This is a genomic window from Allomesorhizobium camelthorni, assembly GCF_011045125.1.
Classification (GTDB): Bacteria; Pseudomonadota; Alphaproteobacteria; order Rhizobiales; family Rhizobiaceae; genus Allomesorhizobium; species Allomesorhizobium camelthorni.
The window spans coordinates 1-6,671 of record NZ_JAAKZF010000160.1 but is presented as its reverse complement, the minus strand read 5'-3'; the positions used below and the strand labels follow the sequence as shown (position 1 = coordinate 6,671).

Here is a 6,671-nt window from a genome sequence, read left to right as displayed (position 1 = left end):
ACCGATACGACACTAGCCGTCACCGACGGCGAGACGGTCCGCCTGTGCCGGCGCAAGCCCGTCCAGTCATAACCTGCGCGAATAACTCAAAGTTACCGACGACTACTACTGCTCTCGACCAACCTGAACCAAAATTCCCGGGATCACTGACGACCGCAGGGGAGGGAAGAACGGACATGAGGAAAGGCCAGAACACGCCTGCGGCGGCTTCGCCTCGGGCGACGAAGCCAAGCAAGCGAGACGCTGCGGATGCGATGCGAAGCGCGACCGAATACCTGATCGCGACACGACAGGCAGAGCGCTCGCTTCAGGCGGGCAACAGCGCACCGTCCTTTCGATTGCGGGACCAGCGCGGCGCCGAGGTCGCGTCGGAAATACTGCTCAGGCATGGACCGTTGCTCCTTACCTTCTACACCGGCTTGTGGTGCCCGGCATGCAGCCGCGACTTGCAGGCGTTCGAGTCCCTCCGGCCGTCGGTCGAGGCGCGTGGGGCGTCTCTCGTGAGCATCTCGCAGCAGATGGCGGCCGAGAACGCAAAAGCCCACGCACAGTTGAAGCTGGGTTTTCCGATTCTCTCGGACCGAGGCGGCCGGATTGCCCAGCTGTTCGGTGTGCGCTGGTGCATTCCGGAACTCCTCCGAGACTTCCACAGGAAGAGCGGTATCGACCTGCCACTCCTCAATGGCGACGAGAGCTGGACGCTGCCGATCTCGGCCCGCTTCATCCTCGATAGGGCAGGGGTCATCGCCTACTCCGAGATCAACCCCGGCCAGTCCGTCCGCTCCCCGCCGCGAGACGTTCTGCCTGTGCTAGACCGCCTGCGCGCCGCTTGAACCTCGAGCAGCAAAGGGCCCGGGAACGTCGGCCAGCCTCCGCGGCTTCCGCCAGCAGGCTTGGTGCATAGCCACGCAGCGTGTCTCGACCCGCGAGCTGGCTCACCGCTCGGCGCGGTTACGCCCGCAAGCCAGGCCGACAGCACCAAAAAGACTTCGCGATGATTCAACTGTTCACTCGGCCCACTCCCAACGGACGAAGCCTTCGATAGTGCTTGAGGACGTGGGCGTCCCTTATTCGGTCCACCTCGTAAACCTCGGTTCCGGCGAGCAGCACGCGCCGCAGTTTCTCGCCGTCTCGCCGAACGGAAAGATGTCGGCGATCGTCGATCACGACGGGTCGGCGGCCCAAGAACAGTCTTCGAGTCCGGCGCGATCCTTGTGTACCTCGCGCGGCAATAACGATCATCTATCGATTCTATGGCGAGAGATGATTTCCCTCGTCGGCGGTTCGACCGCCACTGTGCGAGACTGTCGCGCATCCCGGGGCCAGCAGGCATGTCGTCGGCGTTCGGAATTTGAGAGCAAGCCGTTAGGGAAAGCGCGCTCGGTGGAGGCATCAAAGCGCGATCGTGTTTGAGACGCGCCGATGATTTGCCGATGGTGCCGGTAGGAGGAAATGAGTTTGCAACAATCTCTGTCGTTCAGCTCGCGCCCGGCGCCGCGGCCCAGTCTCAGCAGCTAGCAAGGGTTGTGCCAGTGGAGATTGCCGAAGCCATCTTTCCGGTACTGGTTATACTGACCTTGGGAATCGCGACCGCCGTTTTGTCGCGCATGGTAAAAGTCGATCCGATCGTAGGTTACCTCTTCCTCGGCTTGGTCGTGTCTTCCGTTAACCCCGAGCTTCTTTTGGCTGGAGGAACGGTTCACCTGCTCGCCGAACTCGGCGTCGTATTTCTGCTCTTCGACATCGGCCTTCATTTCTCGACAGCGCGCGTCCGACGCGAGGCGGGCGACATTTTCGGATTCGGTCCGCTTCAGGTCGGTGCGTCGACGATCCTTATCGGTGGTGGCGTGTGGGCGCTCGGCCTGTCGCCGATCGCCGCACTCGTCGTCGGCACTACGCTAGCGCTTTCCTCAACCGCGATCGTAGCAGGAGTCATAGCGGACCGTCGGCAGCAAAATTGCCCGGTCGCACTCACGGCTATAGCGATCCTGATCTTTCAGGACGTCGCCGCAATCTTTCTTCTCATTCTGACGACGACGCTGGAGAATGGCTCGGCAGGCCCGGCCATGCTTTCAGCCTTGATAAAGACGGTGGTGGCGATCGCAGTAGCGTTGCTCTCGGCCCGCTTAATCGTGCGCCCACTCTTTACCATCCTTTCGCGGCACGGTGGGGAGGAGGTCTTCACCGCTACAGCGCTGCTGATCGCGCTCGCTGCTGGCTGGTCGGCCGCCATGGTCGGACTGTCGATGACGCTCGGCGCGTTTCTGGGTGGCATGATGGTGGCAGAGAGTCCGTTCAAGGCGAGCGTGCGCTCGGAAATCGGACCATTCCGAAGTCTCCTGGTGAGCTTCTTTTTCCTCTCGGTCGGCGCTGCGTTGGACCGTTCCGTGATCACAAGCTCTTGGCCGGTCATCCTAGGTATGGCGGTCGGGATCATCGCACTGAAGTCGGCCGGCAATATCCTCGCGAGCCTGGCCTTCCGCTGGTCTGTGCCCGGCTCGATCCAATTGGGGGTATTGATGGCAGGCGGCTCGGAATTCGCGTTCGTTGTGTTTGGGATGCCCGGCGTTCGCGCGACCGTCGGCGACGCTACGGTCGCGCAGCTGATCGCGGCCGTTGCTCTCACGCTCGCTGTAACCCCGACCCTTGCCTACATCGGCCGAAAACATTGCTGGTCGTTTGCGGACGCGCGCGACGCTCAAGACGCAGACCGAGTTGGTACCACAGGGGAAGACCAACCCGGTGATCATCGTCGGTATGGGTGATGTTGGGCGGACGATCGCGGACGCCCTTGAGGAGTTTAATATCGGCTATGACGCTGTGGAGCGCGATGGCGCCCGATTGCGTAGCGCCGTAGCCGACGGCTACAATGCTTCCTTCGGCGATGCGTCGGACACGAGGCTTTGGCGCGCCCTGGACTTGGGCGGACGCCAATTCAGCGTGATGACGGCCTCCTCGATCGCCGCTGGTCGGGACTGGTTCCCATCGTCTCTGGCGCTCTACCCGGATCTTCACCGCCTCTGGGTGACAGGCAGCGACGACGAGGCTGCTCAGCTCAATGAGCTTGGGATCGAAGCCGTGGTGTCGCCCGACGAATCTCACGGCCTCGAGGCAGCCCAAGCGCTGCTTACCGCGTTCGGAATCGCGCCGGACGCCGTCTCCGCCTGGGCCGAACGGCAGCGCGCGCGGATCGCGAGTCCTATTGCCGCGTGATAGGCGCTGCCGGCGCAGGAACCGAGGACCAGCAGCAGATTGCCGGGGACGTCGATGAATGGCGCAGACGTTTGTAGAGCCGTGCAGCCGCGGCGTTATCGATGCAGAACCCTGCCCGCGAAAAACCGGGCGGGAAATATTGCCAGCGCACCGGCATTTGGTGCTCACGACCTATGTGCTCGCGTCATCGATGGCGGTAATCGATGCGACAGCGCTGCCCGTTGCGTTTCCGAGATTGCGCGCGGATTTCGGAGCGGACCTCGCCTCCCTCAGTGGGTTCTCACCGGTTACATGTTGGCGCTCGCCTCGCTGACATTGATCGGCGGCGCGCTCGCGGATGTTTACGGCAAGGCGCGCATGCTCGCACTCGGCTGCATCCTGTTCGGCTTGGCGTCGGCGGCCTGCGCGCTCGCGCCTTCGCCTGCATTGCTGATCGCTGCCCGCGTCGTGCAGGGAGCAGCCGCAGCGATCGTCACCTCTGCCAGCCTGGCCCTGATCGGGGCACCTATCCGCGCGCAGAGCGGAACCGGGCGATCGGCGTATGGGCGGCGGGGTCGGCTCTGACCACTGCCGGCGGTCCCGTCTTGGGCGGCTGGCTGACCGAGAAATTCGGCTGGCCGTCCGTGTTCTGGATCAACCCGCCGCTCGCGCTCGTCGCAGTGGGAATTCTGCTGGTCTTCGCGCCCGAAGATGGCCGCATCCAGCGCAGGTTCGACGTGGTTGGAGCGGCGATCCTCGACTCTGCGCTCGGGTGCGCTCGCGTGGGCGCTCAGCCAGATCGGTCCCGGTGACGCTCAAGCCGCCGCGGACGCTCCGGCGCAGATGGGCACGGTGCTCACGTTGGTCGCCGGATTAGGCCTTCTCGGGCTCGCCGTCTACGCGTTCTGGGAACGCAGAAGCGAATACCCGATGACGCCGCCCCCGAACCGCGCCTTCCTCGGGCTGAACGTCGCGACACTTATGATCTACACGGGGGTTTCGATCGTGTTCTTCCTGCTCCCCTTCGACCTCGTCGACCGTCGAGCTCTGCCGCCGACCGACCCGGCTTGGCATTTTTGCCCTTCGCGCTTGGCGTCGGGCTCCTATCGAGGGCCTTCGGCGGGTTGGCGGACAAGGTTGGAGCGCGGGCCATGCTCATCGCGGGGTGCGGCATTCGCCTATGTCTGGATGGCGCTTAGTCGGGAGGAATCCTTGGTGCTCGGCGTTATCATACCCATGACGCTGCTTGACGTGTCCTTCGCCGTGCTCGTGACACCGCTCACCGCGTCCGTCATGTCGAGCGTTGACCAGACGGACGAAGGGCTCGCCTCCGGCATCAACAATGCGGCGAGCCGGATTGCGCAGCTTGCCGGTGTGGCACTGGCCGCCAGTGTTGCCTCTTTCGAGTCCGGCTACGAGATCGGTTTTGCCGTAGCGTAGAGCCGCGCACTCTGGACATATTCCAGGTATTTTCTCTCGCGCTCTCGAGGTCGCGCGCCTCGAGCGACAGCATTGTTTGCTTCATGATCTGTTTGTTCATCCCACGTCCTTTGTCGACGGATTGTGGATTCGCGGGCTTACCCTTCCGCGGCGGCAGCCAGGGCCTGCAGCACTCCCGTTTGGGCCATCTGGAGGAAAACGCGCGCTGATGTTTGATTCGCCTGCGACGCTAAGGTATGGCGGGCTCGTAAAGAGGGCCGGCTGTACGACGCGGCGGAGTCTCTCTCCGCGCAGGACTACGCGAAACGCTGTCCGCCGAGCCGCCGCACGTTGTCGAAGGGTCGACCGCACGAGTGTCATCCCATTGAGCCAACTTCATGAACGGCACGAGGGCAAGGATGTCGATACCGGAACGCAACACAAACTCATAGGAGAACAGGCAAGCGCGTCCCCAATGCCGGAGGGTCAAAAGCCGCGCGCAATACGCCTCAGCCAAGCACGAGCGAAGCCTAGTTGAAGGAGCCACTGCGTCGGATTTATTGCACGTTTCTCAACCTTGTGGAGCACCATAGTGAAGAGTCGACGGTCCATCGAGTCGAGCCGGCGAGACCCAGAAATAGAGCGCAGCACATCGCGGCGAATACAGAGTAGTCGAATGGCGACTTGATCCCAAACGAGATCGCCATGGCTGAACCAAATAGGAAGAGCAGGCCCGCGCTGCCGAAAGCCGCCCACCGCAACGCGAGTCCAAGTACCAGTGCAACGCCAAATAGGAACTCCAGTACCGTCGCGGCCGTGCCGAGAAAGGGTATCATCGGCGCGGGTGCGAACGCATTTACCTTGGCCGCGTAGACCAAAAATCGCTCGAATGTTCCCCAAGAAACTCCGCGCTCGCCTGGAGCGCCGTAGAACCCGAGCCGGTCGCTGACCGACAACAGGAACGAGACCCCCAGTGCCGCGCGGCTTCCCAGCGAAAGAAGATCGAGGGCAAGAGAAGCTCGTTGCTCCGCAGATTGCAGCTTGAGGATGGGTTGGCCACGCGAAGTGCGCAGGACACTGCAAAGCGCTTCAATTGTTGCCGTCATGGCCACGATTGCTTTCATAACAATTTTCTCACCGGGTATTTGTCTTTTTCGTGGAAATGCCGCCCGGATGGAAAGCCCGTTCGACGTCTAGAGAAGTGCTCCTCGGTCTCGATGGCCACATATTCCGCCAGGGTGCCGCCGCGATACGAGTCCGTGAGGCCGAACACCCGCTGTCCGACCGACAGTCCCGTCGTGCCGTAGCCGAGAGCGGTGACCACTCCGGCCAGCTCTTGCCCGGGAATCACCGGCGTCCGGTCACGGCCGAGGCGATCGGTCCAGGTCGAGGGCCACGTCAGCTCACCCGAGGTGAATCCCGATGCATGAACCTGAACGACGACGTCGTTTATCGATGCCTGCGGGTCCGGCCGTTCCACCAGCTTCATCCCGCCCGTTCCCGCAGCCTGGTCCGTCACAATGATTGCCTTCATCGTCCACCTTCTTGTGTGCGGTAGGTCGTCATCTTCCGAACGCCATTGCAGATGTAGGAAAATAGAACGGCGAAGATCGATGGTCCAATGACCTTCGGCTATGGAATCGATGCCACCGACGCGGCGCGCTCGGCAAGAAGCATGGGCTTTGGCGGGCAGTCGATCAGAATGATTTCGTCTTGGAAGTGCTTGTTCAAAGCGGTCGCAATACCAGGCCGCAAAACAGCTGATGAGCGAGTTATGAGACAACGTGTGAGTGCAGACAATTCGGCGAACGGCTCCGGCGTCATGCCGTCGCCAACGCGGGCCACGAACACGATAGCGGCTGGTCAAGCGACTCATCTATCGACCGTTCCGAGGGGTGTCAGATTGAGAGGTGGACCCGCCTCTGGTGAGACAGTTTGGCGGCCTGGCTAAGGTGGATCTGGGTTGTTTCTACGCCCCCAGTTGGTCCGTCATTTCCGCGATAGCATAGACCTCATCGGGTGTCCTGCCGCCGAAGGATGAGTGCGGCCGGCGGGCGTTA

5 protein-coding genes and 3 pseudogenes are annotated in these 6,671 nt (G+C 62.3%); 6 read left to right on the top strand and 2 right to left on the bottom strand.

The window, feature by feature from the left end:
- Positions 1-176: 176 nt before the first annotated feature.
- From G6N73_RS34145 to G6N73_RS37690, 5 genes and pseudogenes are all read left to right on the top strand, one after another.
- The gene (locus G6N73_RS34145) at positions 177-833 is read left to right on the top strand and encodes a peroxiredoxin-like family protein (RefSeq protein ID WP_165034311.1); all 657 of its coding nucleotides are present in this window, start codon (positions 177-179) and stop codon (positions 831-833) included.
- 699 nt (positions 834-1,532) lie between these two features.
- A complete protein-coding gene (locus G6N73_RS34140) occupies positions 1,533-2,765 on the top strand; it encodes a cation:proton antiporter domain-containing protein (protein WP_165034310.1) in 1,233 nt (410 codons plus the stop codon).
- Positions 2,743-3,213: an NAD-binding protein gene (locus G6N73_RS34135; RefSeq protein ID WP_165034309.1), complete on the top strand. Its 471-nt coding sequence runs from the start codon at positions 2,743-2,745 to the stop codon at positions 3,211-3,213. Before G6N73_RS34140 ends, G6N73_RS34135 begins: the two co-directional genes overlap by 23 nt.
- Before the next feature lie 54 nt (positions 3,214-3,267).
- Positions 3,268-4,004 (top strand): annotated as a pseudogene (locus G6N73_RS38460) (MFS transporter).
- Between the two features lie 31 nt (positions 4,005-4,035).
- Positions 4,036-4,632, top strand: coding sequence for an MFS transporter (locus tag G6N73_RS37690; RefSeq protein ID WP_246252795.1), 597 nt, complete (start codon positions 4,036-4,038; stop codon positions 4,630-4,632).
- Between the two features lie 536 nt (positions 4,633-5,168).
- Here G6N73_RS37690 and G6N73_RS34125 read toward each other — a convergent pair.
- Together G6N73_RS34125 and G6N73_RS34120 are read right to left on the bottom strand one after the other, a co-directional pair.
- Complete coding sequence (locus G6N73_RS34125) at positions 5,169-5,735, bottom strand: DoxX family protein (protein ID WP_165034308.1); 567 nt, start codon at positions 5,733-5,735, stop codon at positions 5,169-5,171.
- Between the two features lie 89 nt (positions 5,736-5,824).
- Positions 5,825-6,145 (bottom strand): annotated as a pseudogene (locus G6N73_RS34120) (alcohol dehydrogenase catalytic domain-containing protein); the annotation flags it as partial.
- 131 nt (positions 6,146-6,276) lie between these two features.
- Here G6N73_RS34120 and G6N73_RS37685 point away from each other — a divergent pair.
- Positions 6,277-6,386, top strand: a pseudogene (locus G6N73_RS37685) (DDE-type integrase/transposase/recombinase); the annotation flags it as partial.
- Between the last annotated feature and the right edge of the window lie 285 nt (positions 6,387-6,671).

Bases quoted from the DNA above. Each gene is read 5' to 3' on its own strand.
- G6N73_RS37690 (WP_246252795.1), top strand. From the start codon at position 4,036: ATGGGCACGGTGCTCACGTTGGTCGCCGGATTAGGCCTTCTCGGGCTC.
- G6N73_RS34145 (WP_165034311.1), top strand. From the start codon at position 177: ATGAGGAAAGGCCAGAACACGCCTGCGGCGGCTTCGCCTCGGGCGACG.
- G6N73_RS34125 (WP_165034308.1), bottom strand. From the start codon at position 5,735: ATGAAAGCAATCGTGGCCATGACGGCAACAATTGAAGCGCTTTGCAGT.